The following is a 25,530-nucleotide window of genomic DNA, read 5'->3' as shown; positions in this document are numbered from 1 at the left end:
GGCGATTCCTTTGCATGGGGCTGCCGGGTATGAAAATAGCCTCGATGCATTGTATAGCGCATCCAGCGCTTGCCGTCTGATCAGGCCACGCCGCTGCAGCAAGATTCACGCGGTCAATGACGCCCATTGGCATATTTGCCTGATTCGCCATAGCTGCTAGTGTCCGTGAAGCCCCGCTTTTACAAAAGTGACAGAAAAGCGGCCCGGATAGGCTCAGGTAAAGAGGACAAGAACAATGCAACCTGATTTCTGGAATGACAAACGCCCGGCCGGCGTGCCCCTGGACATTGACCTTGGGGCCTATAAGTCGGTGCTTGAGGTGTTCGAGCGTTCCTGCAAGAAATTCGCTGATCGCCCCGCCTTCAGCAACATGGGCGTGACCCTGACCTACGCCGAACTGGAACGCTACAGCCTGGCGTTCGCCGGTTACCTGCAAGCCCACACCGACTTGGTGCCGGGGGATCGCATCGCGGTGCAGATGCCCAACGTTTTGCATTACCCGATTGCCGTGTTCGGTGCCTTGCGCGCCGGGCTGATCGTGGTCAACACCAACCCGCTGTACACCGCGCGGGAGATGCGTCATCAGTTCAAGGACTCCGGTGCCCGGGCGTTGGTGTACCTGAACATGTTCGGGGCCAAGGTCCAGGAAGTGCTGCCCGACACCGACATCCAGTACCTGATCGAAGCAAAGATGGGCGACCTGATGCCTGCCGCCAAGGGTTGGCTGGTCAACACGATGGTGAGCAAGGTCAAGAAAATGGTCCCGGACTATTCCTTGCCCCAGGCGATTTCCTTCAAGAGCGCGCTGCGTCTGGGCCGGGGCCTGGGCATCAAGCCGCTGAACGTCAGCCTCGACGACATCGCGGTGTTGCAATACACCGGCGGCACCACCGGCCTGGCCAAGGGCGCGATGCTGACCCACGGCAACCTGGTGGCGAACATGCAACAGGCGCGGGCATGCCTCGGACAGTTCGGCAGCGACGGTCAGCCATTGCTGCGCGAAGGTCAGGAAGTGATGATCGCGCCGCTGCCGCTGTACCACATCTATGCCTTCACGGCGAACTGCATGTGCATGATGGTGACCGGCAACCACAACGTGCTGATCACCAATCCACGCGACATCGGCGCCTTCATCAAGGAGCTGAAGAACTGGCGGTTCTCGGCACTGCTGGGGCTTAACACGCTGTTCGTTGCATTGATGGATCACCCAGACTTCAAGACCCTGGATTTCTCCAGCCTCAAACTCACCAACTCCGGCGGCACCGCGCTGGTCAAGGCCACCGCCGAGCGCTGGGAACAGCTCACCGGCTGCCGCATCACCGAGGGTTATGGCCTGACCGAAACCTCACCGGTGGCCTGCACCAACCCCTACGGCGACAAATCGCGGATCGGCACGGTCGGCCTGCCGGTGCCGGGCACCACCCTGAAAGTAATCAACGATGAAGGCGTCGAGCAGCCGCTGGGCGAGCGAGGCGAACTGTGCATCAAGGGCCCGCAGATCATGAAGGGCTACTGGCAGAAACCGGAAGCCACCGCCGAGGTGCTGGATGCCGAAGGCTGGTTCAAGTCCGGCGATATCGCGGTGATCGACCCGGACGGTTTTGTGCGCATCGTCGATCGCAAGAAAGACATGATCATCGTCTCGGGCTTCAACGTGTACCCGAACGAGATCGAAGACATCGTGATGGCTCACCCGAAAGTCGCCAACTGCGCGGTGATCGGCGTGCCGGACGAGCGTTCGGGGGAGGCGGTGAAGCTATTTGTGGTGGCCCGCGAATCAGGGGTCAGCCTTGAAGAGCTGAAGGCGTACTGCAAGGAAAACTTCACGGCGTACAAAGTGCCCAAGCACATTGTGTTGCGGGAGTCGTTGCCGATGACGCCGGTGGGCAAGATCCTGCGGCGGGAGTTGCGGGATATCGCGTAGTCGGTGAATGGCCGCGCTTCGCGCGTTCGCGGGCAAGCCTCGCTCCTGCAGGTTCGTGTCGTTCGTTAAGTCAGCGAACGATGCGAGCCTGCAGGAACGAGGCTTGCCCGCGAAGCTTTTAAACATCTGAAGCCCCCGGTTTCACAGGCTTTTCAGGGGTGTATAGAATTTTTGCTCTAAAATGACCGCTAGCAATTCTTGAGTCACAATTGTGACCGTAGAGGCCGCTTTTGGCTCTAGTCGACCCTTGGCAAAGCTGCTACTCTCGGCGCGCTTTGTGACGTCTCGGGCTTATGAAAGCGCTAGATTCACCGACAAACACACACCAATAATAATCGCATCAAATGCGGTGCTGAATTCGCGTTGCTGAGGAGTGGGCTTCCATGAACGAAGACTTTTGGAAGGATAAGTACCCTGCCGGGATTGCTGCCGAGATCAATCCAGACGAGTATCCGAATATTCAGGCAGTGTTGAAACGTTCCTGCCAGCGCTTCGCCGACAAACCGGCATTCAGCAACCTGGGCAAGACAATCACCTACGGTGAACTGTACGAATTGTCCGGTGCCTTTGCCGCTTACCTGCAACAGCATACCGACTTGCAGCCGGGCGATCGAATCGCCGTGCAACTGCCCAACGTGTTGCAGTACCCGGTCGCCGTGTTCGGTGCCATTCGCGCCGGGCTGATCGTGGTCAACACCAACCCGCTGTACACCGCGCGGGAAATGGAACACCAATTCAACGATTCCGGTGCCAAAGCCCTGGTCTGCCTGGCCAACATGGCGCATCTGGCCGAAATCGTCGTGCCGAAAACCGGCGTCAAGCACGTGATCGTCACCGAAGTGGCCGACCTGCTGCCACCGCTCAAGCGCCTGCTGGTCAACAGCGTCATCAAGTACGTGAAGAAGATGGTCCCGGCGTATCACTTGCCCAAGGCGATCAAGTTCAACGACGTGCTGAGCAAGGGCCACGGCCAGCCAGTGGCTGAAGCCAACCCGGCCAGCAGCGACGTTGCCGTCCTGCAATACACTGGCGGCACCACCGGCGTAGCCAAGGGCGCGATGCTGACCCATCGCAACCTCGTGGCGAACATGTTGCAGTGCAAGGCGCTGATGGGTTCCAACCTCAACGAAGGCTGCGAGATCCTGATCACGCCGCTGCCGCTGTACCACATCTATGCCTTCACCTTTCATTGCATGGCGATGATGCTGATCGGCAACCACAACATCCTGATCAGCAACCCGCGCGATTTGACGGCGATGGTCAAAGAACTGTCGAAGTGGAAGTTCAGCGGCTTCGTCGGCCTCAACACCCTGTTCGTGGCGCTGTGCAACAACGAAGCGTTCCGCAAGCTGGACTTCTCGGCGCTGAAAGTCACCCTGTCCGGCGGCATGGCCCTGCAACTGGCGGCAGCCGAGCGCTGGAAAGCGGTCACCGGTTGCGCCATCTGCGAAGGTTACGGGATGACCGAAACCAGCCCGGTCGCCACCGTGAACCCGATCCAGCACATCCAGATCGGCACCATCGGTATTCCGGTTCCATCGACCGTGTGCAAGGTCATCGACGATGCCGGCGTTGAACAGCCGCTGGGCGAAATCGGCGAACTGTGTGTGAAAGGTCCGCAAGTGATGAAGGGCTACTGGCAGCGTCAGGACGCCACCGATGAAATGCTCGACAGCGAAGGCTGGTTGAAGACCGGTGACATCGCGCTGATCCAGCCGGACGGCTACATGCGAATTGTCGATCGCAAGAAAGACATGATTCTGGTCTCCGGTTTCAACGTTTACCCGAACGAGCTTGAAGATGTGCTGGCGACCCTGCCGGGCGTGCTGCAATGCGCGGCCATCGGCGTGCCGGACGAGAAGTCGGGCGAGGCGATCAAGATCTTCATCGTCGCCAAACCGGGCGTGACGTTGACCAAGGAGCAGGTGATGGAGCACATGCGTGCGAACGTCACCGGTTACAAGGTCCCGCGCGCCGTGGAGTTCCGCGATGCGCTGCCGACCACCAACGTCGGCAAGATCCTGCGCCGCGAATTGCGCGACGAAGAGCTGAAGAAGCTCAACGCCAGGAAAGTCGGCGCGTAACAAACAAGAAGCCCCGCAGATGCGGGGCTTTTTGTTTGCAGCGATATCAGAACTGCTTTTGTGGCGAGGGAGCTTGCTCCCGCTCGGCTGCGCAGCAGTCGTCACCCAGTCGATGGAGTTACACCAAAAATACCGCAGCGTCTGTTTTGGGGTCGCTTCGCGGCCCAGCGGGAGCAAGCTCCCTCGCCACAGGGGATGTGTAAAGTTACAGGCGAAACGGCGCGAAATTGACGTTGGTGCCCGCCGGACGCATGTCCTGGAGGTACGAGTCCTTGTCGGCGCTCAGTTCCAGGCTCAAGGCGGCCTTGCGCTTGCCTTCGTTGCGCACCACCAGGCCTTCAAGCTTCTCGCGCAGGAATACCGTCGGCACTTTCAAGTGCAGCAGTTCGTCGGTTTCCGGCGTGTGCATCAGCAGGTGAACCCATTCGTACTGACCAATGGCCAGGCGCGCCACCGGGATATCGAACCACCAGATGTTGCGGTTGCGGTTCAGTTCGGTGAAATGGCAGTTGTTGACGCCAAGCACAGCACCGCCGAGTTCCTGGTTTCTGCGGGCAATGGCCTGCTTTTTATCGAGTTTCATAACATTCCTACGGGATTGGATCTTCAGCGCCATGGCCTGAATACGTTGCGCATTCTCGGGGGTTGGTCGGCAAACATAAAGCCCAACCTGCACTGAACGATGAAATGTCGCCGTGAAAATAAATGAAACTCCGTGCAAATGCTCCCGGTCAATCTTTGTGTAACGACTTTTTCCGTTGAATTGTTCACAGGAGAAACACCATGAGCAGCACTGGCGATAAAGTAAAAGGCATGGCCAACGAAGCCGCCGGCAACGTCAAGCAAGGCGTCGGCAAGGCCACCGGTAATGACAAAATGCGCGCAGAAGGCGTCGTGCAGGAAAGAAAAGGCGAGGCCCAGCAAGCGGTCGGCAAAGCCAAGGACGCGATTAAGAAAGGCGTCGACAAGGCTTGATTCGGCCTTTGATGAACAACATGAACGGCCATCCACGGATGGCCGTTTTTGTGTCAGCCTGAACTTGCGCACGGAAATTGTTTCAAAGTCGCCAAGTAGGCTACTTTGATGTAGAAAACGGCCCCTGAGTCGCCTCGACTTCAACCCAACCTGCGGCGAAAGGAGACGCTAATGTTTTTCCCCCACATGAAAGGCCTGCGCCTGCACCGTGTCATGATGCGCACGGTCACCGAGTTCGTCGACGATGAGATGTCGACCTATGCCTCGGCGCTGGCTTATCAAATGCTGTTTTCGCTATTTCCCTTCATCCTGTTCCTGATCGCTCTGATCGGTTTCCTGCACCTGCCGGACTTCTTCTCGTGGCTGCGTCTGCAATCGGAACTGGTCCTGCCGCCCCAGGCGCTGGAACAGGTGAACCCGGTGATCGACCAACTCCAGCAGTCCAAGGGTGGCTTGCTGTCGATTGGTATCGTGATTGCCCTGTGGACCGCATCCGCTGGCGTGCGGCTGATGATGAGCGCGATGAACGCCGCCTACGACGTGGTCGAAGGCCGGCCCGCGTGGAAGCGTTTTCCGCTGTCGATCATCTACACCGTTGGCATCGCCGGCATGCTGCTGATCGCCGCCGCGTTGATGGTGCTCGGGCCGCAACTGATGGGCTGGATTGCCGCGCAAGTCGGCATGGAAGACTTCATCGTGACCCTGTGGACCATCGTGCGCTGGCCCGTGGTGGTGATTTTGCTGATGGTGGCCGTGGCGCTGATTTATTACGTCATGCCGGACGTTAAACAAGAGTTTCGTTTTATCACCCCAGGTTCGGTGCTGGCGGTGGTGGTGTGGATCCTTGCCTCCGTGGGCTTTGGCCTGTACGTCAAGGAGTTCGCCAACTACAACGCCATGTATGGCAGTATCGGCGCGATCATCGTGTTGCTGCTCTATTTTTATATTTCCGCCGCGGTGCTGTTGCTGGGCGCGGAGATGAATGCAGTGATCGAGCACATGTCGACCGAAGGCAAGAATGACGGTGAAAAAGTCCCCGGTGAGCTCGATCACGAACCCAAACACCACGTTTCCGGACTGGGTCGGGATCACTCGATCAAGCCGCACACTGACGAAACCATAAAATGATCCGTGAAATCCTGAAAATGGGCGATGAACGCCTGCTGCGCATTGCTCCGCCGGTGCCGGCCGAGATGTTCGACAGCCCTGAGTTGTGGCAACTGATCGACGACATGTTCCAGACCATGGAAAGCGTCGGTGGCGTCGGCCTGGCTGCGCCGCAGATCGGCGTCGATCTGCAACTGGTGATCTTTGGGTTCGAACACAGCGAACGCTACCCGGACGCTGAAGCGGTGCCGCAGACCATTCTGATCAACCCGCTGATCACACCTTTGAACTCGCTGATGGAAGAGGGCTTTGAAGGTTGCCTGTCAGTGCCCGGCCTGCGCGGCGCGGTAGACCGTTATCAGCAGATTCGCTACGAAGGCTTCGATCCCAAGGGCCAGCCTATCTTGCGGATCGCCGAGGGATTCCATGCGCGGGTGGTGCAGCATGAATGCGATCACCTGATCGGCCGGTTGTACCCGTCACGGATTACCGACTTCAGCCAATTCGGCTTTACCGAAGTGATGTTCCCCGACCTCGACCCTGACGCCGACGACTGAGCCGAAAACACCACAAACCACGGTGGGAGCGAGCCTGCTCGCGAAGGCGGCGGGTCATTCACCGATGATGTCGAATGACACGCCGCCTTCGCGAGCAGGCTCGCTCCTACATGTCGAACTCACAGACGGTTCCAGGCCCATGGCGATCATCGGTTTGCTGCGGGCATAACGGCTCAACCGTTCGGTCATGGCGTAGGGCATTGGCGGATCGAAGGAAAACCCTCGGCGTTCATAAAAGCCCCGCAAGTCCGGGTGGCAGAACAGCCAGACCGGTTGGTCGAGACCGCGCACCGCTTCGGCGATCAACGCCGCCGCGATGCCCTGTTCGCGACAGGCCGGATCGACGAACAACCCCGTCAACCAATGCCCGCCCGAGACCGGCCGCAAACACAGCGCGCCAATGATCTCCTCGCGTCTGGCGACCCACAGCTGAGCGTCGCGAACCGCTTTCATCGACGATTGGTGGGTGCGATAAAACTTGTTCATCAACGGCCATAACGGCTCGGCGAGCAGGGTGTACTGGGTGTCGGGCATGGGTTCGATCTGTCGGTGCGCAAAGCGGGTGATTATAAAAGAACGCGCGGCCGGCGATAGGTGTATACCTGATCTCACATCCCGTATGAGTGGAGTACGTATCATGGCCAAAGGCATGGATTCAAAAAAAGCGGCAAAGAAGAAACCGGCGAAAACCGCCGATGAAAAGCGCGCAGACAAGAAGGCCAAGAAGGTGGATGTGTTCGGTCATTGATCTCGCCACAAGGGAGCCCGGTCTTCGGGCTCCTGCTGCATGCCTAAAGAAATAACCCAATAATCTGCAAGATTTCCCTGCGCCATTGCACAGAGGGGGACGAGTCCCCGATCTGAGCAACGCCATGCCCCATTACTTCGATGCCGCCCACGGGCAGACATTGCGAGTTCGTTTGATGCGCTGCAGCGCTACAGGCATTCCTGATTTGCCTCGCTGAACCGATTTTGTCCTCAATACTGGCCGACTAGTGGCCTTGCGCCCCTCTATCGACTGTCTACGCTCACTTCTAACTACCCATGTCGCTCGCCATATGAAAGATGGCGCAGCAAGAGTGCCCAACCCAAGGCGCCGACAGGGAGTAACAAGGAGCTGGCCGGTAAAGGGAATTACTTATGAAACCGTTAGGGCTGGCCCGGTCCCGGGCTATCAAGAGAAGGATGTCTTGATGAGTGCGTTGCTGCATGGACACTCCGATTGAACATCATTGATCACCTGACACTTCCTCCCGTGGAGGAACGCGTGTGCCTGTTCCATAGAACGTTGTGGTGGATCCGTTGAAAGACCAAAGACCTTTCATCAATCAAAAGAACGCGCTGAAGGTGATACGACCATGTTTAACCTACATCACAAGGCTGACCTGCTGGAAATCGAGCGCTATAGCTGCGCGTTGAGCGAAGCCAACGCCAAGTTGGCGGCGGTCAGTCGATCAATGGCGATGATCGAGTTCACGCCGGACGGCATCGTGCTGGATGCCAACGACAACTTTTGCAGTGTCATGGGGTACAGCGCCGACGAAGTGCGCGGCAAACATCATCGGATCTTTTGCGAGGAAGCTTTTTATCGCAGCGAGGCTTACGCGAAGTTGTGGCGCGACCTGGCCCGTGGCGAACCGGTGGGCGGGAGCTTCTTGCGCTTGAACAAGCGCGGCAAGGAGGTCTGGCTCGAAGCCAGTTACATGCCGGTGTTCGGTCCCGACCGTCAGGTTAAAAGCGTGATTAAAGTTGCCACTGACATCTCCGCCAGGGTTTACAAGGAACACGAAGAAGAAAGCATGCTCGCCGCCATAGGTCGTTCCATGGCGGTGATCGAGTTCACCCCCGAGGGAAACGTCATCACGGCCAACGATAACTTTCTGAAGACGATGCATTACTCGCTCAACGAAGTGGTGGGGAAACACCACAGCCTGTTTTGCCACCGCGCCGAATCCGAGTCGTCGGCTTACAAAGCGTTCTGGGCATCACTCAATCGCGGCGAGTATCACTCTCATCGTTTTGAACGCAAAGATAAACACGGCCATACCGTGTTTCTCGAAGCGTCCTACAACCCTTTGTTCGACGCCAAGGGCCGGCTCTACAAAGTGGTGAAGTTTGCCAGCGACATCACCCGGCAAATCGCCACGTTGCAAACCGCTGCGGAGTCGGCGCACAGCACGTCGGTGCAAAACGACGCTTGTGCACAGAAAGGTTCTCAGGTGGTGCAGCAAACGGTGCAGATCATCCAGGACATTTCCCGGGATTTGAACGAAGCCGCGCTCAGTATTGATGCCGTCAGCAAACAGTCCGACATCATCGGCACCATCGTGCAGACGATTCGCGGCATTGCCGACCAGACCAACTTGCTGGCGCTCAATGCAGCCATCGAAGCGGCCCGGGCCGGCGAGCATGGGCGGGGTTTTGCGGTGGTCGCCGATGAAGTACGCAGCCTCGCGGCACGCACGAGTCAGGCGACGCTGGAGATCGTCGACGTGGTGCGCAAGAACCATGACCTGTCGTTGAGCGCGGTGACCAGCATGCAGTCGAGCTTGAGTCGAACCGGACTTGGGGTGGAACTGGCGAACGAGGCGGGGGAAGTGATCCTGGAGATTCAGCAGGGATCGCGGCATGTGGTGGATGCGATCAGTCAGTTCAACGAAACGTTGCAGTTGAACTGACTGATCGCGTCGCGTCTCTTGTAGCAGCCGGCTGTGTCGGTTGCTGCATGAAGTGCAGGGTTCCCTGCCGTTAAAGCGAAGCGAGGAACTTGTCGACCACCTGGCTACTGCCTTTCTCACTGTTGGCGTTTTCTTTCTCGACCTGCGCCAGTTTGACCTTGTCCTCCGTGCGCTCGGCGATCTCTTTGGCGATCGCCTGTTGTTTCTCCGGTGGCATGGCTTGTACTTCTTCTTCAGTCAGCCCCATCTCTTGCAGAATGCTGTCGCGCAGGCGCTGCTCCGGCGTTTTGCTCATGTAGTCCTTGAAGTCGCTCATGGCGGCGCTGTCCGTGACCCTGGCTTTAACATCGGCCGGCAGTTGGAGAGACTCGAGCGCTTGCAATTGCACGCGGGTTTTGGCGAACGCTTCATCCACGTTATCGCTGATTTTGCTCGCCTCGCTGACTTGCCGGGTGGCGTCCCGGGTGGCGGAAGTCTGCACCTGCGCGGTTTGCGCCTGAACGTTGCTTTGCAACGTTTGCAGCATCGCCCCCTGAAGGCCGGCAGCGGCTTCAGCCGCAGGATCATCGCCGGGCTTCTTGGAGAGCGGGATCATTAACGTTTGTTGTTTGGCACTGACCAACATGATGAATAGACCTTGCAGGTAGTTGTGGTGCGGTGCTTTGAGCAAATAGTATGCCTATAAGCAAAAACCACTATAAATCAACCAGTTAGTGAGTGCTGGCCGAGGGGGTGACGTGGGTTCTGCGGTTAGTCTTTGCCGCTTGGCGGCAAACAAGGCAGGGCATCAAGGCAGGCCATTGCAGCCGAACTTGAGGAACCCCGGACGTTGTGCCAGTCGCTGAAAATACTCGTCGATGGCCGGGTAATCGGGCCGCTCCATCGGGGTCATCAGCCAGCGGTTGACGGACAGCCCGATGACAATGTCGGCGAGGGTGAAGCGTGGCCCGGCGACGTAAGCTTTGGTCGCCGCGAGCTGGTGTTCGAGGATGCCCATCTTCTGGTTCCAGCCACGTACACCGGCAGCAATGTGATGCGGGTCCTGGAACTCCGGATCTTTGCGCACCAATGCCGTGAACGCATAGCTCCATGAGGCATTGAGTTCAGTGGCTTGCCAATCCATCCATTGCTCGACCCGAGCGCGCGCGGCCGGTTCGTGGGGGAGCAGATCGGTGTTCTGGTGTTTGCCGGCCAGATAACGGCAGATGGTGTTGGACTCCCACAGCACTCCAGCGTCGTCGATGATCACCGGCACCAGCGCGTTGGGATTGAGCCGCAGAAACTCCGGTGTGTGGGTTGAGGCATAACCGCTACCCCAATCCTCGCGTTCGTAGGCAACGCCCAGTTCTTCACAGGTCCACAGGACCTTTCTGACATTGATGGACGACGCCTTACCCAAAATCTTCAGTGCATGTTCCATTGAGCTACTCCGTTAGCGATTCGACGCTTCAGGAATCTGACAGACATTGCGCGGTTTTCAAACCGGATCCGGCAACGCCGAGGCGGGCAAACCAAACGTGCGATCAAACAGCCAGTTGAACGCGAAGGTGTAGCACGGGATGAAAATGATCAGCGCCAAGTCCAGCAGGAAAGCCTGCACCAGGCTGATGTTCATCCACCAGGCGATCAGCGGGATGAGAAACACTATCAAGGTTAGTTGAAATCCCACGGCATGGGCGATGCGCCGTTTAACGGTGCGGGTGCGCGATGGCTGACGACGTTCCCAGCGCTCGAACACTGTGGTGTAGATGAAATTCCAGGTCACTGCGATGGTGGTGATGATGACGGCCAACGGCCCGGTGCTGCCAGGCGAGGTGCCGGACAGCAATGCCAGGCCCAGCGTCGAGAAGGTCATGCCAAAGACTTCGAACAGCGACACGTAGACCAGTTTTCGTTTAACGCCTTGCATGGAGTTTTGCCTCTTTCTCGCGAACTTGAAGCCAGCAGCACTGGCGAAGGCGACGAAAGATAGCTTCAATAGTACTGACAGAAAAAGTCAGAAGCTTTCAGTTTTATTGATAGGACGAGGAATGAATTTTAACAGCGACAGCATCGAGTTGTTCCTGGCCGTGATCGAGCGCGGTTCGTTTTCGGCGGCGGCGCGTGCGCTGGGCAAAGTGCCGTCGGCGGTGAGCATGGGCATTGCCAACCTGGAAGCCGAGCTCGGATATCCGCTGTTCGATCGCAGCCATCGCGAACCGGTGCCGACGGCGATGGCCAGTGCGTTGGTGCCGCACGCGCGGTTGATCGCCGAACAGCTCAAGCAGCTGCAGGTGCATGCGATCGAGCTGTCGCTGGGGCTGGAAAGCAAGTTGTCCATTGGCGTCGTGGCAGACCTCGACAAGCGCCATTTGCTGGCCGCGATCAAGGTCATCGCCCAGCGTCATCCGCTCCTGGAGATAGAACTGCTCAGCGCGCCCCAGGACGATGTGCTGGCGATGCTCCACAGCGGTCGCGTCAGCGTTTGCCTGGCCTTCGCGGGGTTGAGCATGAACGTACTGGAGCGATTCCAGTTCGTCGGCACCGAGCGCGTGATCGCCACGCTGGCAGCGGACAATCCGCTGTTTCAGGGCGAGGATTTGTTTCTGGAGGATCTGGTTCACGTGCGGCAAATCATCGTTGCCAGTCGCGACCTGCCGATCAGCGAAACCCGGCCTTTGGTGGGCGAATCCTATTGGCGCACCGACACCCTCGCCATGGCGCTGGAAATGGTCGAAGCCGGATTGGGCTGGGGCAATTTTCCGTTGTCGGTGGTCCAACCGTTGCTCGATGCCGGAAGACTCAAGCGCCTGAGTTTCCGCAACATCGAGAACGGTCTGGTGCTGCCGGTGCACGCGGTATGGCTCAAGAGCCAGCCGTTGCAGAAAGGCGCAATGGCGTTCGTCGAACTGATGGGTCGCTGAGGCAATCCCTTGTGGGAGTGAGCCTGCTCGCGATGAGGACCTGACGGTCAACATTGATGGTGACTGACCCACCGCCATCGCGAGCAGGCTCGTGCCAACCTGGGTCAGGTACTTTCGCGCACCTTCAACTCAAACCCCATGTCCTGCACCGGTTTCGCCACGGTGTTGCCCGCCAGCAAGGTCAACATCAACTCCGCCGAACGTCGGCCAATCGCCTCGCGCGGGGTACTGATGCTGCTCAGGCGCGGGACCATGTGCGCCGAGGCGGGCAGGTCGTTGAAACCGAGGATCGCCACTTGTTCGGGGATTTTGATCCCGCAACGCATCGCTTCAAGCAGGGCGCCCTGGGCCAGGTCGTCGTTGCCGAAGAAAATGGCATCGACATCAGGATGATTGGCGAGCAGTTGCAGGAACAGTTCGCCCCCCAGGCCGACGGAGGAGGCGCGCGGCGTCAGCACTTCCAGGTCCGGGTCATACAAACCGGCCTTTTGCAGGGCTTTGCGGAAACCTTCGCCGCGCAGCAAGGTGCGTTGATCCAGCTGCGCGCCGATGTAGGCCAGGCGCTTGCGCCCACGTGACAGCAAATGGTGCGCCGCCGTTTCACCCGCCGCGAGTTGCGAGAAACCCACGCAATTGAGCCCGGCGGCGCTGTCCAGTTCCATCATGTACACGCACGGAATGTTGCTCGCCTCGATCATCCGTCGCGAACTTTCGGTGCGGTCGAAACCGGTCAGCAGCAAACCGCGAGGCTGATACGCCATGTAATTGCGCAGCAGGTTTTCTTCTTCATCGCGCGAATAATGGAAGTTGCCGATGAGCACTTCGAAGCCCTTGGGGCGCAAAACCTGATGAATGGCTTCCAGCGTATCGATGAACAGCAGGTTGGACAGCGAAGGCACCAAAACCACCACCGAATGGCTCTGGGCCGAGGCTAAGGCGCGGGCGGCAGGGTTGACCACGTAGTTGAGTTCAAGGGCCGCTTTCTGCACTTTTTCCACCAGTTCGGTGGCCACCGTGCTGACGCCGCGCAAGGCGCGGGAGGCGGTGATCGGGCTGACACCGGCCAGGCGTGCCACTTCGTTCAGGGTAGGGCGGCCAGTGGTGCGCGTATTCTTATCGTTTTTAGGGGAGATCATCGGACGGCTTGCCAAACAAAATTCGAGGCACTAAGGTAGCGCTGTCTCGATGCAGCTGCAAATGCGTGAGCGGGGTTTGCCTGATCCCCGCTTTTTGGCATTGGGAACGAACATGCTGCAACCCACAAAAATGACAAGAAGGCGTCGGCAACTTCTGCTTTTGCTCAAGCGTCATAACTGGCAAAGGTAGCGCTGTCTGCGCGCTGAGGTGTTACATGAATCATTCCATCACCGCCCTGGTCATCATGGGCGTTGCCGGTTGCGGCAAGACTTGCGTCAGCGAGGCCTTGTGCCAACTCAGCGGCGCGACCGCCATTGAAGGCGACACTTTCCACCCTGCCGCCAATATCGAAAAGATGAGCGCGGGCATCCCCCTGAACGACGAAGACCGTGCCGGCTGGCTCGACAGCCTGTGCGATGAATTGCGCCGCGTCGACGCTCAAGGCCAGCGCCCGGTGCTGACCTGCTCGGCCCTCAAACACAGTTACCGCGAACGTCTGCGCAGCGCCTTGCCGGGCCTGGGCTTCGTGTTCCTTGAGCTGACCCCTGAAGTCGCCGCTGATCGTGTCTCCCACCGGCCGGGCCACTTCATGCCTTCGACCCTGATCGACAGTCAGTTCGCCACCCTTGAATCCCCCGTTGGCGAGCCCTTGACCCTGGCGCTGGACGCTTCGAACCACAGCGTCGAGCAACTGGCGAAGCAAGCGCATGTCTGGTGGCAGGCCCATGGCCTGAAACAGGCCGTATGAGTTTTTTTCGAAGAGATAGCGCTGTCCTGATGGCGTGCGAGTTACCCGCTTTAATAACAACAACAACCAGGAGACACCCCTAATGTTTGGCATGTCCCACGAGACGTTCCTGCTGCTCGATGCAGTGGTCACGGTGATCGGGCTTATCGTCCTGATCACCAAGTTCAAGTTCCACCCGTTCATTGCCCTGATCATCGCCGCAGCCTTTCTCGGGCTGACCTCCGGCATGCCGATCGGCACCATCATCAAGGCGTTCCAGGACGGCTTCGGTGGGGTGCTCGGTTTTGTCGGGATCATCCTCGCGCTGGGCACGATGCTCGGCAAAATGATGGCCGAGTCGGGCGGGGCGGATCAGATTGCCCAAACCCTGATTCGTGCATTCGGCAAGGACAAGGTGCAGTGGGCGATGATGTTCGCCGCGTTCCTGGTCGGCATTCCGCTGTTCTTCGAAATCGGCTTCGTGCTGCTGATCCCGCTGGTGTTCATCGTCGCCCGACGTACCGGCGTGTCGATCATCAAGATCGGTATCCCGCTGCTGGCCGGTCTGTCCGCCGTGCACGGCCTGGTTCCGCCGCACCCGGGTCCGTTGCTGGCCATCGGCGTGTTTGGCGCTGACATCGGTAAAACCATTCTTTACGGTCTGATCGTTGCGCTGCCGACGGCCATCATTGCCGGTCCGATCTACGGCACGTTCATCGCCAAATACATCCCCGGCCATCCTAACCAGGAACTGGTGGATCAACTGGCACGTGAAAACGAATCTGCCGATCTTCCGAGTTTCTCCATCACCTTGATCACCGTGCTGTCGCCGGTTTTCCTGATGTTGCTCAAAACCTTTGCCGATGTGGTGCTGCCGGACGGTAACTTCTTCCGCACCTTCATGGACCTGATCGGTCACCCTATCTCGGCCCTCCTGCTGGCGTTGCTGCTGTCGCTATATACCTTCGGCTACAAGCAAGGCATTAGCTCCAACCAGATGCTCAAATGGCTGGACGCGAGCCTTGCGCCGACCGCTGCGATCATTCTGATCATCGGTGCCGGTGGTGGCTTCAAGCAGATGCTGGTGACCAGCGGCGTTGGCAATGTCATCGGCAACATGGCGGTGGCCGCGCAGATCTCGCCAATCCTTCTGGCGTGGCTGGTGGCGGCGGTGATTCGTATCGCGACCGGTTCTGCAACCGTGGCGACCATTACTGGCGCAGGCATCGTGGTGCCGGTGGTGGGGATGATTCCGGGTGTGAACCGTGAGCTGCTGGTGCTGGCCACCGGTGCCGGTTCGTTGATTCTGTCTCACGTCAACGACGCGGGTTTCTGGCTGGTGAAGCAGTATTTCAACATGACCGTGGCGGAAACCTTCAAGACCTGGACCGCGATGGAAACCATCCTGTCCATCGTTGCGCTGGGCTTTATCCTGTTGCTGTCGATGTTCGTCTAAACACTGCAAAACAAATGTGGGAGCGAGCCTGCTCGCGAAAGCGGACTGACATTCAACCTCTTCTTTGAATGTGATGTCCTCTTCGCGAGCAGGCTCGCTCCCACAATGTCATGTGTCAGTCGTCAAGATTTGTTGACTAACCCATCCGCCCGAAACATCCCGCGAATCCCACGCACGGCCTGACGAATCCGGTCTTGGTTTTCGATCAGCGCAAAGCGCACATGATCATCCCCATACTCACCAAACCCGACGCCTGGCGAGACGCAGACCTTGGCCTCGGCGAGCAATTTCTTGGCGAACTCCAGCGAGCCCAAGTGCGCATAGGCTTCGGGGATCTTGGCCCAGACATACATCGCCGCTTTCGGATTCTCGACCATCCAGCCCAGTTCGTGCAGGCCTTTGACCAGCACGTTGCGACGCTGCCGATACTGCTCGGCGATGTCCTTGACGCACTGCTGATCGCCTTCCAGCGCCGCAATCGCCGCGACCTGCAGCGGGGTGAAGGTGCCGTAGTCGTGGTAACTCTTGATCCGCGCCAGAGCGTTGACCAGTTCAGCGTTGCCGACCATGAAGCCGATGCGCCAGCCCGCCATGTTGTAGCTCTTGGACAGGGTGAAAAATTCCACCGCGATGTCCTTGGCGCCCGGCACCTGCATGATCGACGGGGCTTTCCAGCCGTCATAGACGATGTCGGCGTAAGCCAGGTCGTGCACCACCAAAACGTCATACTGCTTGGCGAGGGCGATCACCCGCTCGAAGAAGTCCAGTTCCACGCATTGGGCGGTGGGGTTCGACGGGAAGCCGAGAATCATCATTTTCGGTTTCGGGATCGAGCCGCGAATCGCGCTTTCCAGTTCAGCGAAGAAGTCCACGCCCGGGATCAGCGGCACCGAACGCACCTGGGCGCCGGCAATCACGGCACCGTAGATGTGAATCGGATAACTGGGGTTCGGCACCAGCACGGTGTCGCCCTGGTCGAGGGTGGCCAGCATCAGATGCGCCAGGCCTTCCTTGGAGCCGATGGTGACAATGGCTTCGGTTTCCGGGTCGATATCGACCTCGTAGCGATCCTTGTACCAATTGGAAATGGCTCGGCGCAGACGCGGGATGCCCTTGGACGTCGAGTAGCCGTGGGTGTCTTCGCGCTGGGCGACGGTGACCAGTTTTTCGACGATGTGTGGCGGAGTAGGGCCATCAGGGTTGCCCATGCTGAAGTCGATGATGTCTTCGCCACGACGACGGGCGGCCATCTTCAGCTCGGCAGTGATGTTGAATACGTAAGGGGGGAGTCGATCTATGCGCGCAAAGCGGCGCGGCGAACCTGGGTTAGCCATTGTTGCCTCGGTAACGTGAGCGCCCGGAACCGTCCGAGCGACGCTGGCCACTGCGGTGGCCTGTGGCGGAATGTAAGGGCTGTTGTGGCACACTGTCCAGCGACTCTGTAAACAAATTTGTCCGAAGGAACCCGGTTGATGGAATTTACCAGCGGCTTTCTGCTGAGCCTTTCGCTGTGCCTGGATATCGGCGTGGCCAACATCGCGATGATCACCCTGGCCATGCAGCGCGGCTATTTTCAAGGCTTTGCCCTGGGCTTGGGCACTTGCGTCGGTGACCTGATTTACGCGGTGCTGGCGTTGGCGGGCATGACCGTTTTGCTGCAATACGAAACCGTGCGTTGGGTGCTGTGGATCGGCGGTTCAGCGTTGCTGGTTTATTTCGCGGCGAAGATGATCTATTCGGCGATTCACCATGAAGCGGTGTTGGCGCAGTCCGCCGAGGTGGGGCAGAACTCTCACCGCAAGGAGTTTTTCCGCGGGATTTTCCTGGCCATGTCGTCACCCAGCGCCATTCTCTGGTTTGCGGCCGTGGGCGGTACGCTGATCGCGCGCTCCGGTGGCGGTGACGCCGTCAGCTCGGCGCTGTTTCTCGGCGGTTTTCTGTGCGCCGGAGTGTTCTGGTGCGTCGCGTTGTGCTTCGCCGCGAGCCACGGCGGCAAGTTGCTGGGCGACAAACTGCTGCGTTACTCCTACATGGCATCGGCGGCGATCTTCTGCTATTTCGCGGTGTACGTGATTCTATCGGGCTATAACGAGTTTGTTGGTGCGGGCGCCGTCGAGCAGTTGCACGCCCTGTAATTAGGCGAATCGGGTTTGGCTTCTATACTCCCAGCCGAACCCATTTTTTTTGCAGCAAGGAGTTGAGTCATGGATGAGCAAACAGGCGTGAAACCGGCCGAGCCACGCTTCGAACATGGGCATTTTCTGCTCATTGCAGGGCTGGGTGGTCGATTTACCCAGCAGACCACACAAGGCATTCCCGAGCTCTGGGAAAAATTCATTCCCGAGATGGGCAAGATACCCGGCCAAAAAGGTGAAGTGACCTACGGTATTTGCTGCAATCCCGATGGCAAAGGCGGGTTTGAGTACATCGCCGGCGTCGAAATCGCCAAACTCGACGACCTGCCCGAGAAGTACCGCTGGGTCGAGGTTCTACCCCAGCATTACGCGGTGTTCGAACACAAAGGCACACTGGACCAGTTGCCCGCGACCTTTCAGTACATCTGGAAAACCTGGCTGCCGCAGTCCGGCCATCAGGCGGCGGACGCGCCAGAGTTCGAACGCTACAGCGAAGACTTCAACCCGAAGCTCAACACCGGCGTGCTGGAAATCTGGCTGCCGCTGAAAGACAAATGACCGCATCAAGAGGCGGACCCACGTCCGCCTCTTGATCGTTACTTGCTCCGCTTCATCCGCCGCGACCGCATCACGTCAATCGACAACGTCACAAAGCCAAACGTGCTGATGCCCAACAGCAAGAGAAGTCCGATCTGAACGCTGCTCATGGTGTGTTCCCCCTATCGATGATCAGAGACAGGCAACACCAATAATCCGATCCGATCGGCAATGAAAGCGCCTATACGAAGGCTTTACGACATCAGCAGTGATCGATATGAACACCTTATTAATTTATGATCCCCAGCCTTTCCCACGCTGAATCCGAGCTGCCATGAACACCGTCATCCGCCACGTCACTCCCGCCGACCTGGACCGCTGCTTCGCCATCGAAACCGTTGCCTACGAAGGCGACGAAGCCGCCACACGGGAAAAAATCGCCACGCGCATCGCCACCTGGCCCGACGGTTTCATCGTCGCCGAAGTAGACGGCGTTGTAGCCGGTTTCATCAATTCCGGTGCGGCGTTTCAGGTGGAAATGTCAGACGAAGCGTTCAAGGAGCTGATTGGCCACGACCCGGCCGGGCCGCACGTCGTGATCATGTCGGTGGTGGTGCACCCGGATTTTCAGGGGCAGGGGCTGGCGAAGCGTTTGATGGGCGAATTCATCGAGCGCATGCGGGCGATGGGCAAGACCCACATCCATCTGATGTGCAAGGAACGGCATATTCCGCTGTACGCCGGATTCGGCTTTGCCTACATCAAGCCGTCGGCCTCCGACCACGGCGGAATGGCGTGGCATGAGATGGTTCTGGCGCTGTAACCAACATATATCAAGCACCGAAGATCCCCTGTGGGAGTGAGCCTGCTCGCGATGGCGGTCTGACAGTCGACACTTCTGTTGAAGGTTATGCCGTCATCGCGAGCAGGCTCGCTCCCACATTGGTTAGGGGGCGTGTCAGTAAAGACTGTCCCGCACCCGCGCCGGCGCTTCCCGGTCATATGTTTCGGCATCGAACTGCCCGTCATTCAAGCGCTTGTGAAAAGCCCCCGCCGTTGGCAGTGCCGAGCGCTCCAGATGCTTCTCGGGGTTCCACAAATCCGAACGCACAATCGCTTTCGAGCAATGGAAGTACGCCGCGTCCACGGTCACCAGCATCACTGTGCGCGCCGGTTTGCCGTTCACCGCAAAGCTCTCCAGCAACGTCGGTTCCGCGCTGATCTGCGCCGTGCCGTTGACCCGTAACGTCTCGCCGATGCCGGGGATGATGAACAGCAGCGACACCCGCGAATCGAGCACCACATTGCGCAGCGTGTCGATGCGGTTGTTGCCCGGACGGTCCGGGATCGCCAGGGTCTTCGGGTCGATGATCCGCACGAATCCCGGCGTGTCGCCACGAGGCGAACCGTCCAGGCCATCAGGCCCGGCCGAGCTGATGATGACCAGCGGCGAGGCGCGGACCATGGCCTGATAGTCCTCGTTCAGAAAGGCAATCTGTTTGCGCACGGCGCGGTCGTGGGGTTGGCCGTAGATTGCTTCCAGTGCTTCGATACTGTCGAGCATAACCACCTCAGAAAACCAGACTCATGCGCCGTTCATAACCGATCCGGCCCTTGTACGCCTCGCCGCTGTCGACCCAGCCAAATTTTGCATAGAGCGCAATGGCGGCCTCATTGTCCGCGTCCACCGAGAGTTCCAGCGCTTTGATTTCCGGAAACGCCAGCCGGGCCACGTCGGGCAAAGCTTGCAGGCAAGCCTTCCCATAACCTTTGCCTTGAGCGCGGTGATCGACTTGCAACGCATGCAAGGTCGCGCTGTGTTCATCGGCCCAGGCCGGCAACACGGGCGGGCGTTTGAGCAGCAGGAAGGCCACGGGAACCTCCTCGGCCAGTAGCGCAAATCCCTTGACGCCGGGACCGGGTTTGGACAGCAAGGTGTGCAATGCACCGTGGATGTCGCCGGAGAATTTAATCTGCTCTTTATGCACTTCGATGGCCTCGATCTGCTGGCGCTGGCGCGCGTTCAGGCGTTCGTAAGGCACGAGTCGGATTGTCACTGGAGTGTCCTTTTTCCAACAAAATAGGCGTTGGATTCTAACGAGTTTGCATTCATGGATTATTTTTATTTCGACTGTCGATTTGGCGGTGCGCCAGACGACTAAGGGTGTCTTCACAACAAAAACCACGGAGAACCACCATGAACGCAACCCAAGAAATCCAGGCCCTGATCGACACCTATCGTGAGGCGGTCATCGCCAAGGACGTCAAAAAACTCATGCAGCTGTATGCCGACGACATCGTCTCCTACGACGCGGTCAAGGCCTTGCAGTTTCGCGGCAAGGCGGCTTACCGCGCGCATTGGGAGGAGTGCATGGAAATGTGCCAGGGCGCGCACACGTTCGACTTCGCCCACTCGAACATCGTCGCGGACGAGCACGTCGCCTTCGCTCACTGGCTGGCCCATTGCGGCGGCACCAACGAACAAGGTGAAACCCAGGCCTGCTGGATGCGTGTGACCGCCTGCTATCGGCGCGATGCCGGGCAATGGCGCATCGTCCATGAACACTGGTCGGCCCCGTTCGACATGACCAGCGGCACGGCGCTGTTCAACCTTGAACCCTGATCACCGGGCTGTTTATCGGGAAGCAGCGCCAAAACGCCAATCAGCAGCCATAGTTGATCAGTTCGATCCGGGAGAGCCCACATGAAGTACCTATGCCTGGTCTACAGCAACGAACAGGAGTTGCACTCGCTGCCCGACAGTCCCCATGACGCCGAGTGCATGGCCTACGCCGAGGCGATCCAGGGCAGCGGCCGGATGATCGCGGCCGAGGCGCTGGAATCGGTGCAGACCGCGACCACCGTGCGCATGCGCAACGGCAAGATGTCGATCACCGATGGCCCGTTCGCCGAAACCAAGGAGCAGTTGGCCGGCTTCTACCTGATCGATGCCAAGGACCTCAATGAAGCGATCCAGGTCGCCGGCAACATCCCGGCGGCCCGGGTCGGCAGCGTCGAGGTGCGGCCCGTTCGCCAATTGAATCCCTGAATAACAAGCACAAGACAGGAGATCCCCATGAGTCCACAACCCTATAAGCATCAGCCTGCCGAATTCGAGCTGTCCATCAGTCGTCTGATCGACGCGCCGCGCCGCAAGCTCTTCCGCGCCTGGACCGAGCCGGCCTTGCTCACTCAATGGTGGGGACCGCATGGCATGACCACGCCGGAGTGCGAAATGGATCTGTGGGTCGGCGGCCAGTTTCGCACCCTGATGCGCGCACCGGACGGGACTGAGTATCCGACCATGGGAGTCTTCCTGGAAATCGTCGCGCCTGAACGCCTGGTGTTCACCGACGCGTTCACTCCCGGGTGGATTCCTTCGGGCAAACCCTTCATGTCGGCCGAAGTGACCCTCGAAGACAAGGACGGCAAAACCCTCTACACCGCCCGGGCCATGCACTGGTCCGAAGAAGATCGTCAGGCCCACGAGGCCATGGGGTTTTACGATGGCTGGGGACAAAGCCTCGATCGCTTGGTGATGCTGGTGACTGAAGGCATGCCGGACTGATGACTGACGCTTCGGTCACGGCTCGGGTCGAGCAGGTCTACCGCGAAGACTCGCGGCGGATTCTGGCGACGCTGATCCGTTTGCTTGGCGATTTCGACCTCGCCGAAGAGGCCCTGCACGAGGCATTTTTCGTCGCGGTCGAGCGTTGGCAGCGTGACGGCGTGCCGGATAACCCGCGCACGTGGCTGGTGTCCACCGGGCGCTTCAAGGCCATTGATGTGTTGCGTCGGCGGGCACGTTTTGCCGCGTCCCGGCCGATGTTGATTGCTCAACTGGAGGAGCTGGAACAGGCCGACTGGAGTGATGAGGACGTGGAAGACGATCGTTTGCGGTTGATCTTCACCTGTTGTCACCCGGCCCTCGCGTCGGATGCCCAGGTGCCGTTGACCCTGCGCGAAGTGTGTGACCTGACCACGGAGGAAATTGCCCGCGCCTTTCTCTCGGCACCGGCGACCATCGCCCAGCGCATCGTGCGCGCCAAAGCGAAAATCCGTGACGCGAAAATCCCTTATCAAGTGCCGACACTGGCGGAACTGCCCGAGCGTCTCGACAGTGTGCTGAGGGTGATTTACCTGGTGTTCAACGAAGGTTACTCGGCGTCGGTCGGCGCGGAATTGACCCGCGAGGACCTGACCCGCGAAGCGATCCGGCTCGGGCGGCTGTTGATGGAGTTGCTGCCGGAATCGGAAGTGATAGGGCTGCTGGCGTTGATGCTGTTGCATGAATCACGACGCCCGGCCCGCACGTCGGCGAGCGGTGAACTGATCGTGCTGGATGAACAGGACCGCTCGTTGTGGGATGCCGGGATGATTGCCGAAGGTTGCGCGCTGGTGGAGGCGGCGCTGACCACCGGACGGTTCGGGCCTTATTGCCTGCAAGCGGCGATTGCGGCGGTGCACGCCGAAGCGCCCACGGCGGGGGAGACCGACTGGCAGCAGATTGTGGGTTTGTATGACGTGCTGCTGGCGGCGGTGCCTTCACCGGTGATTGAGTTGAACCGTGCAGCGGCGATCTCCAGGCGAGACGGACCGTTGGCGGGGCTGGTGTTGGTGGACGGGATTCTGGGTCGGGGTGATCTGCTGGATTACCACTTGGCGCATTCGGCGCGGGCGGAGTTTTGTCGGCAGTTGGGGAGGCGTGAAGAGGCGCGGGCGGCGTATGAACGGGCGCTGGAATTGACGCAGCAGGTGCCGGAGCGGCGGTTTATCGAGGCGCGGATCAAGGCGCTGAGGTGATGTGAACTGACGGGCCCCATCGCGAGCAGGCTCGCTCCTACGGAGGGGCGTACACAAATTTTGTGATCACCGCGATCCACTGTGGGAGCGAGCCTGCTCGCGATAAGGTCCGCAGGACTTTCATTCCAGCAGCTTGCCGAGCAACCAGCTCCCTGCCGGCCCCGGCGGATGCAGCCGCGACCACAAGGCATCGACAAACACCGGTTTCGGCCAGCCCCGCACGTCCAGCTCCTGCAATGTCCCCGGGCCAAACCGCTCCACCAGCCATCGCGGCAACGGTGCCCAGCCAAACCCGCCCTGGGCCATTTCCAGCAGCATCAGGTAACTCGGCGCCGACCAGACGCGTCCCTTCGCACGGCTTTCATACGGATTGACGATCGTCGCCAGTCGCAACTCCCGATGCTTTTGCAACACGTCTTGATCAACGAGGCCCAGCGCTGCCAATGGATGCTCGCGGGACACGAACAGGGCAATCTCCGTGCGTTCATCCACGGTCGAGCTGACCAGGTCCGGCGGGTAACTGTCCTGCTTTTCGGCAAAGGCCACATGCGCCCGGCCGCTTTGCACCAAGGCCACCAGGTCATCGCATTCCGCGATCAGGCATTCGAGTTCAAGGTCCGGATAACGCTGATCGAACGCGCTCAACGCCGCTTCGAAACGGTCGGACTGATAAGTGTCGGAAATCGCCACCGTCAACTTCGGCTCAACCCCTTGGGACAGCAGACTGGCGGTCATTGCCAGGCGGCTGGTGGCGGCCAGGATCTCCTCGGCCCGCTGCAGCATCACGTGCCCGGCCGGGGTCAGGCTCGGCTTGCGGCTGCTGCGGTCGAACAGGACCAGGTTCAGATCGATTTCAAGGCTGGCAACCGCTGCACTGATGGTCGACTGGCTGCGGCCGAGTTTGCGTGCTGCCGCAGAAAACGAACCTTGCGTCGCCGCCTGGACAAACGCTTGCAACACTTCCTGAGAAGCCATGAACTATCGCCTTTGTCGATGGTTATTGGTTAGGAAGTATCGACGCAGGGCTGGATGATGGCAACCACAGTCACTCAGAGATTCCTGATCATGAGCGTCAACAAATCCATCACTGAACGTATTTTCCAGGCCATCGCTTTCGAAGTGCTGGCCATCCTGATCTGTACGCCGCTCCTGGCGTGGATCATGGACAAACCGATGCTCGAGATGGGCATCGTCACGTTGGTCATCGCCGCCCTGGCGCTGGCCTGGAACGTGGTCTTCAACGGGCTGTTCGACCGTTTGCTCAAACGCTACGGCATCGTGCACAACGCCTGGGTACGGGTTGTCCATGCGCTGTTGTTCGAAGGCGGGCTGGTGGCGATGGGGGTGCCGCTGATTGCGTGGTGGCTGAACGTCAGCCTGTGGCAGGCGTTCCTGCTGGATATCGGCGTGTTGCTGTTTTTCCTGCCATACACCTACGTGTATCACTGGGCGTATGACGTGGTGCGTGAGCGCATGTTGATGGTGTCTACTGCTCGCTAATCCAGAGTGAACCGCTTTTGTGGCGAGGGAGCTTGTCGGATCGCCGCACCGTCCCGCTTGAGTGCGAAGCGCTCGCAAAATCTTCGACAGTTACCGAGATTTTGGGGCTGCTTCGCAACCCAGCGGGAGCGAGCTCCCTCGCCACAGGTTTCAGTTACAAAAACATCCCGCCGGATGCTTCAACGCGCTGGCCGTTGATCCACTGGCTACCCGGCGCCAGCAGTAAAGCAATCGCAGCGCCGATGTCATCCGGCTGACCCACCCGACCCAACGCGGTATTGCCGGCAATGTAGCTGTTCACGTCGCTGTTATCGCGCACGGTGCCACCGCCGAAATCGGTTTCGATGGCGCCCGGTGCCAGGGTGTTCACGGAAATGCCGCGGGCACCGAGTTCCTTGGCCTGATAGCGGGTCAGCACTTCCATCGCGCCTTTCATCGCGGCGTAAGCACCGTAACCCGGCAAACTGAAACGGGTCAGACCGCTGGATACGTTGAGGATGCGCCCACCGTCCGCCATCAGCGGCAGCAGGTTCTGGGTGAGGAAGAACGGCCCTTTCAGGTGGATGTTCATCAGCAGATCGAACTGGGCGACGGTGGTGTCGACGAAGTTCGCGGTCAGGCCAATGCCGGCGTTGTTGAGCAAGAAGTCGAAGTGCTGGCGATCAAAACGGCTGTGCAACACATCGGCGACCTGGGTGGCGAAGGCTTCGAAGCGTTCGCTTTGGCTCACATCGAGTTGCAGCATCACCGCCCGAGCGCCGAGGCGTTCGATGTCGGCGACCAGTTCTTGCGCCTCATCGGCCTTGCTGTTGTAGGTGCCGATTATGTCGACGCCTTGGGCGGCCAGATGCAGGGCTGCGTTTTTGCCGAGGCCGCGGCTGGCGCCAGTGATCAGTGCGATTTTACGGTTCATGGGACTTCCTCAAGGGTGGTGAGTGACGGTGTGGAGGAAGTTTATTTATCCGCCCTGAAGTGATAAACAGGATGAAATCGGAATCACTGATCGG

At 59.2% G+C, this 25,530-nt stretch carries 28 protein-coding genes and 1 pseudogene; 18 read left to right on the top strand and 11 right to left on the bottom strand.

From position 1 onward, the window contains the following. The first annotated feature begins 235 nt into the window (after positions 1 to 235). Positions 236 to 1,924: a long-chain-fatty-acid--CoA ligase FadD2 gene (fadD2, locus tag FHL16_RS15930; protein ID WP_010457356.1), complete on the top strand. Its 1,689-nt coding sequence runs from the start codon at positions 236 to 238 to the stop codon at positions 1,922 to 1,924. Positions 1,925 to 2,307: 383 nt separating this feature from the next. Continuing rightward, positions 2,308 to 4,008: a long-chain-fatty-acid--CoA ligase FadD1 gene (fadD1, locus tag FHL16_RS15925; RefSeq protein WP_010457354.1), complete on the top strand. Its 1,701-nt coding sequence runs from the start codon at positions 2,308 to 2,310 to the stop codon at positions 4,006 to 4,008. A gap of 205 nt (positions 4,009 to 4,213) precedes the next feature. Here the strand turns inward: fadD1 and FHL16_RS15920 are convergent, their stop codons facing one another. Then, a complete protein-coding gene (locus FHL16_RS15920; RefSeq protein WP_010457352.1) occupies positions 4,214 to 4,591 on the bottom strand; it encodes a hypothetical protein in 378 nt (125 codons plus the stop codon). Between the two features lie 200 nt (positions 4,592 to 4,791). Between FHL16_RS15920 and FHL16_RS15915 the strand changes: the two genes are divergently transcribed. The 3 genes from FHL16_RS15915 (at position 4,792) to def (ending at position 6,647) form a co-directional block, all read left to right on the top strand. After that, a complete protein-coding gene (locus tag FHL16_RS15915; RefSeq protein WP_010457349.1) occupies positions 4,792 to 4,983 on the top strand; it encodes a CsbD family protein in 192 nt (63 codons plus the stop codon). Between the two features lie 171 nt (positions 4,984 to 5,154). Continuing rightward, on the top strand, positions 5,155 to 6,111 hold the full coding sequence (locus FHL16_RS15910; protein WP_010457347.1) for a YihY/virulence factor BrkB family protein: 957 nt from the start codon (positions 5,155 to 5,157) through the stop codon (positions 6,109 to 6,111). Continuing rightward, the gene (gene def, locus FHL16_RS15905; protein WP_010457345.1) at positions 6,108 to 6,647 is read left to right on the top strand and encodes a peptide deformylase; all 540 of its coding nucleotides are present in this window, start codon (positions 6,108 to 6,110) and stop codon (positions 6,645 to 6,647) included. Before FHL16_RS15910 ends, def begins: the two co-directional genes overlap by 4 nt. A gap of 54 nt (positions 6,648 to 6,701) precedes the next feature. On the opposite strand, the gene FHL16_RS15900 is transcribed toward def, so the two are convergent. Next, complete coding sequence (locus FHL16_RS15900) at positions 6,702 to 7,181, bottom strand: GNAT family N-acetyltransferase (protein ID WP_077748685.1); 480 nt, start codon at positions 7,179 to 7,181, stop codon at positions 6,702 to 6,704. An 824-nt stretch (positions 7,182 to 8,005) separates the two neighbouring features. Here FHL16_RS15900 and FHL16_RS35010 point away from each other — a divergent pair. Both FHL16_RS35010 and FHL16_RS35005 read left to right on the top strand, forming a co-directional pair. Next, positions 8,006 to 8,773 (top strand): annotated as a pseudogene (locus tag FHL16_RS35010) (PAS domain-containing protein); the annotation flags it as partial. Then, a complete protein-coding gene (locus FHL16_RS35005; RefSeq protein WP_238706180.1) occupies positions 8,753 to 9,325 on the top strand; it encodes a methyl-accepting chemotaxis protein in 573 nt (190 codons plus the stop codon). The pseudogene FHL16_RS35010 and the gene FHL16_RS35005, both read left to right, overlap by 21 nt. Before the next feature lie 70 nt (positions 9,326 to 9,395). Here FHL16_RS35005 and FHL16_RS15885 read toward each other — a convergent pair whose 3' ends face one another. The 3 genes from FHL16_RS15885 to FHL16_RS15875 form a co-directional block, all read right to left on the bottom strand. Beyond that, the gene (locus tag FHL16_RS15885) at positions 9,396 to 9,950 is read right to left on the bottom strand and encodes a hypothetical protein (protein WP_077748727.1); all 555 of its coding nucleotides are present in this window, start codon (positions 9,948 to 9,950) and stop codon (positions 9,396 to 9,398) included. 162 nt (positions 9,951 to 10,112) lie between these two features. Beyond that, entirely contained in the window at positions 10,113 to 10,745 is a 633-nt protein-coding gene (locus FHL16_RS15880) for a glutathione S-transferase family protein (protein ID WP_010457337.1), read from the bottom strand. 57 nt (positions 10,746 to 10,802) lie between these two features. Beyond that, a complete protein-coding gene (locus FHL16_RS15875) occupies positions 10,803 to 11,234 on the bottom strand; it encodes a PACE efflux transporter (protein ID WP_010457335.1) in 432 nt (143 codons plus the stop codon). A 121-nt stretch (positions 11,235 to 11,355) separates the two neighbouring features. On the opposite strand from FHL16_RS15875, the gene FHL16_RS15870 reads away from it, so the two are divergent. After that, positions 11,356 to 12,228, top strand: a complete 873-nt coding sequence (locus tag FHL16_RS15870; protein WP_077748683.1) for a LysR family transcriptional regulator — start codon at positions 11,356 to 11,358, stop codon at positions 12,226 to 12,228. 104 nt (positions 12,229 to 12,332) lie between these two features. Here FHL16_RS15870 and FHL16_RS15865 read toward each other — a convergent pair whose 3' ends face one another. Further along, positions 12,333 to 13,364, bottom strand: a complete 1,032-nt coding sequence (locus FHL16_RS15865) for a LacI family DNA-binding transcriptional regulator (protein ID WP_077748682.1) — start codon at positions 13,362 to 13,364, stop codon at positions 12,333 to 12,335. Between the two features lie 215 nt (positions 13,365 to 13,579). Here FHL16_RS15865 and FHL16_RS15860 point away from each other — a divergent pair, with 215 nt between their 5' ends. Beyond that, positions 13,580 to 14,113, top strand: coding sequence for a gluconokinase (locus tag FHL16_RS15860; RefSeq protein ID WP_010457327.1), 534 nt, complete (start codon positions 13,580 to 13,582; stop codon positions 14,111 to 14,113). Between the two features lie 82 nt (positions 14,114 to 14,195). After that, positions 14,196 to 15,548, top strand: coding sequence for a GntP family permease (locus FHL16_RS15855; protein ID WP_077748681.1), 1,353 nt, complete (start codon positions 14,196 to 14,198; stop codon positions 15,546 to 15,548). Positions 15,549 to 15,670: 122 nt separating this feature from the next. Here FHL16_RS15855 and alaC read toward each other — a convergent pair whose 3' ends face one another. Beyond that, positions 15,671 to 16,882 carry an alanine transaminase gene (gene alaC / locus FHL16_RS15850; RefSeq protein WP_010457325.1) on the bottom strand — a complete coding sequence of 404 codons (1,212 nt, stop codon included), beginning with the start codon at positions 16,880 to 16,882 and terminating at the stop codon, positions 15,671 to 15,673. Between the two features lie 138 nt (positions 16,883 to 17,020). Between alaC and FHL16_RS15845 the strand changes: the two genes are divergently transcribed. The 3 genes from FHL16_RS15845 to FHL16_RS15835 all read left to right on the top strand — a co-directional run bounded on the left by FHL16_RS15845 (position 17,021) and on the right by FHL16_RS15835 (position 19,043). Next, on the top strand, positions 17,021 to 17,683 hold the full coding sequence (locus FHL16_RS15845; protein WP_077748680.1) for a LysE family translocator: 663 nt from the start codon (positions 17,021 to 17,023) through the stop codon (positions 17,681 to 17,683). Positions 17,684 to 17,752: 69 nt separating this feature from the next. Further along, positions 17,753 to 18,241: a GyrI-like domain-containing protein gene (locus tag FHL16_RS15840; protein WP_010457321.1), complete on the top strand. Its 489-nt coding sequence runs from the start codon at positions 17,753 to 17,755 to the stop codon at positions 18,239 to 18,241. Between the two features lie 313 nt (positions 18,242 to 18,554). After that, positions 18,555 to 19,043: a GNAT family N-acetyltransferase gene (locus FHL16_RS15835; protein ID WP_010457320.1), complete on the top strand. Its 489-nt coding sequence runs from the start codon at positions 18,555 to 18,557 to the stop codon at positions 19,041 to 19,043. A 135-nt stretch (positions 19,044 to 19,178) separates the two neighbouring features. Here the strand turns inward: FHL16_RS15835 and FHL16_RS15825 are convergent, their stop codons facing one another. Both FHL16_RS15825 and FHL16_RS15820 read right to left on the bottom strand, forming a co-directional pair. After that, the gene (locus tag FHL16_RS15825; RefSeq protein WP_077748678.1) at positions 19,179 to 19,784 is read right to left on the bottom strand and encodes a pyridoxamine 5'-phosphate oxidase family protein; all 606 of its coding nucleotides are present in this window, start codon (positions 19,782 to 19,784) and stop codon (positions 19,179 to 19,181) included. Positions 19,785 to 19,791: 7 nt separating this feature from the next. Continuing rightward, a complete protein-coding gene (locus FHL16_RS15820; protein WP_077748677.1) occupies positions 19,792 to 20,277 on the bottom strand; it encodes a GNAT family N-acetyltransferase in 486 nt (161 codons plus the stop codon). 140 nt (positions 20,278 to 20,417) lie between these two features. Here FHL16_RS15820 and FHL16_RS15815 point away from each other — a divergent pair, with 140 nt between their 5' ends. From FHL16_RS15815 to FHL16_RS15800, 4 genes are all read left to right on the top strand, one after another. After that, positions 20,418 to 20,843, top strand: a complete 426-nt coding sequence (locus FHL16_RS15815; RefSeq protein ID WP_077748676.1) for a YybH family protein — start codon at positions 20,418 to 20,420, stop codon at positions 20,841 to 20,843. 81 nt (positions 20,844 to 20,924) lie between these two features. Then, positions 20,925 to 21,269: a YciI family protein gene (locus tag FHL16_RS15810; RefSeq protein WP_010457311.1), complete on the top strand. Its 345-nt coding sequence runs from the start codon at positions 20,925 to 20,927 to the stop codon at positions 21,267 to 21,269. Positions 21,270 to 21,296: 27 nt separating this feature from the next. Then, positions 21,297 to 21,788, top strand: a complete 492-nt coding sequence (locus FHL16_RS15805) for an SRPBCC family protein (RefSeq protein ID WP_010457306.1) — start codon at positions 21,297 to 21,299, stop codon at positions 21,786 to 21,788. Continuing rightward, the gene (locus FHL16_RS15800) at positions 21,788 to 23,023 is read left to right on the top strand and encodes an RNA polymerase sigma factor (RefSeq protein WP_077748675.1); all 1,236 of its coding nucleotides are present in this window, start codon (positions 21,788 to 21,790) and stop codon (positions 23,021 to 23,023) included. The genes FHL16_RS15805 and FHL16_RS15800 overlap by 1 nt, the downstream gene beginning before the upstream one ends. A gap of 120 nt (positions 23,024 to 23,143) precedes the next feature. On the opposite strand, the gene FHL16_RS15795 is transcribed toward FHL16_RS15800, so the two are convergent. After that, on the bottom strand, positions 23,144 to 23,998 hold the full coding sequence (locus FHL16_RS15795) for a LysR family transcriptional regulator (protein WP_077748674.1): 855 nt from the start codon (positions 23,996 to 23,998) through the stop codon (positions 23,144 to 23,146). 90 nt (positions 23,999 to 24,088) lie between these two features. On the opposite strand from FHL16_RS15795, the gene FHL16_RS15790 reads away from it, so the two are divergent. Then, positions 24,089 to 24,523, top strand: a complete 435-nt coding sequence (locus tag FHL16_RS15790; protein ID WP_042933029.1) for a multidrug/biocide efflux PACE transporter — start codon at positions 24,089 to 24,091, stop codon at positions 24,521 to 24,523. Positions 24,524 to 24,677: 154 nt separating this feature from the next. Here FHL16_RS15790 and FHL16_RS15785 read toward each other — a convergent pair whose 3' ends face one another. Then, on the bottom strand, positions 24,678 to 25,436 hold the full coding sequence (locus FHL16_RS15785; protein WP_010457302.1) for an SDR family NAD(P)-dependent oxidoreductase: 759 nt from the start codon (positions 25,434 to 25,436) through the stop codon (positions 24,678 to 24,680). Positions 25,437 to 25,530 lie beyond the last annotated feature (94 nt).

This window comes from Pseudomonas sp. FSL W5-0299 (assembly GCF_005930655.1).
In the GTDB taxonomy this organism is placed as follows: Bacteria; Pseudomonadota; Gammaproteobacteria; order Pseudomonadales; family Pseudomonadaceae; genus Aquipseudomonas; species Aquipseudomonas mandelii.
The sequence above is the reverse complement of the archived record's forward strand: the minus strand, read 5'-3'. Positions and strand labels throughout refer to the sequence as shown.